This window comes from Nitrosomonas sp. Nm34 (assembly GCF_900113925.1).
Taxonomy (GTDB): Bacteria; Pseudomonadota; Gammaproteobacteria; order Burkholderiales; family Nitrosomonadaceae; genus Nitrosomonas.
Genome location: NZ_FORD01000143.1, coordinates 1 through 1233 on the forward strand (window position 1 = coordinate 1; position 1233 = coordinate 1233).

1 protein-coding gene and 1 pseudogene are annotated in these 1233 nt (G+C 44.5%); both read left to right on the forward strand.

From position 1 onward, the window contains the following. Nucleotides 1–97: 97 nt before the first annotated feature. Nucleotides 98–424, forward strand: a pseudogene (locus tag BM283_RS20300) (DDE-type integrase/transposase/recombinase); the annotation flags it as partial. An 82-nt stretch (nt 425–506) separates the two neighbouring features. After that, entirely contained in the window at nt 507–1133 is a 627-nt protein-coding gene (locus tag BM283_RS17780) for an ISAzo13-like element transposase-related protein (protein WP_090695514.1), read from the forward strand. Nucleotides 1134–1233 lie beyond the last annotated feature (100 nt).

Genomic DNA, 1233 nt, shown 5'->3' on the forward strand with positions numbered 1-1233 from the left:
GGAAACATTTTTTTAACCAGACCAAAACAGAATCAAGTTCGAATACTCAAATTCAACAACCTTCTTTCAGACTCATTTCTGTATTGGAAAATACTGCCGCAGAATAAGAAAAGTGCTGAATACGCTGGATTATCCAGTTAGCCGCCGGAAAGCTGGAAGTTTGATGAGGAAAGCAGGTGCCTAAGTGAGATACCGGAAGAAGTACAAAGTGACAATGAATAACAATCACAAACAACCAGTATTCGAGACTATATTGAAGCAACAGTTTAATGTCACAAGCCTAAATTCAGCCTATGTCTACGACATCACATACATCTAGAGACAAGAAGGTTGGTTATATCTGGCGGTTATAATTGATTTGTTTTCCAGAAAGACTATTAGCTGGAGCAAGAGTTCGAGGATAAAAGTAAGGTTGATTTGTGATAGGAACGAGGATTCAATAACTCCAGAGCTTTGAGTTGTAAATTAAGTTGCCGCTGATAGAGTATTTCGGTTATGTTGAGAAAATGAAGATAACAACCTATGCCCCGGAAGTCGAAGCGCAAATGCGCAATTTTTATCACAGCTTATCGGAAAAAGACCGCCGCCGCTATGCTGCCGTTGAGGCGGCAAAGCTGGGTCACGGAGGCATCACCTACCTTTGTCAGGTATTACATTGCGATGAAGGGACCGTTAGCCGTGGCCTGAAAGAGTTAAAGATGCCGTTGCTTGAAAAGGAGAAATGTATTCGGCAAGCAGGGGGTGGGCGAAAGTCAGTTGTGGAAACGATGGAAGGGTTGGATAAAGCCTTTTTAGCGATGTTAAAGAATCATACTGCCGGCTCACCAATGGATGAATCCGTAAAGTGGTCAGATTTGAGCCGCAGCGACATGGCTGAGAGGCTGAAACAGTGCGGATTTAGCGTGAGCGTGACCGTTATTGATCAATTGCTCGACAAACATAATTTCCGCCGCCGTCAGGCCTTCAAGGTTGAAGCCGGGAAAAAGAACCTACCGCATCGGGACGAGCAGTTCAAAAATATCGAGCGCCTCAAAGAAGAGTATCGGGTACAGGGTAATCCGGTGATGAGTATGGACGTTAAAAAAAGAATTGATCGGCAATGTTTATCGCCCCGGAAAGCTCTAACCCACTGAGGTCGGCGGGTCAATGATCATGATTTTGAATCCCTGGCGGACGGTAAAATGGTGCCTCATGGGTTCTATGACATCCATCGCAAAAGCGGCTATATCGTAT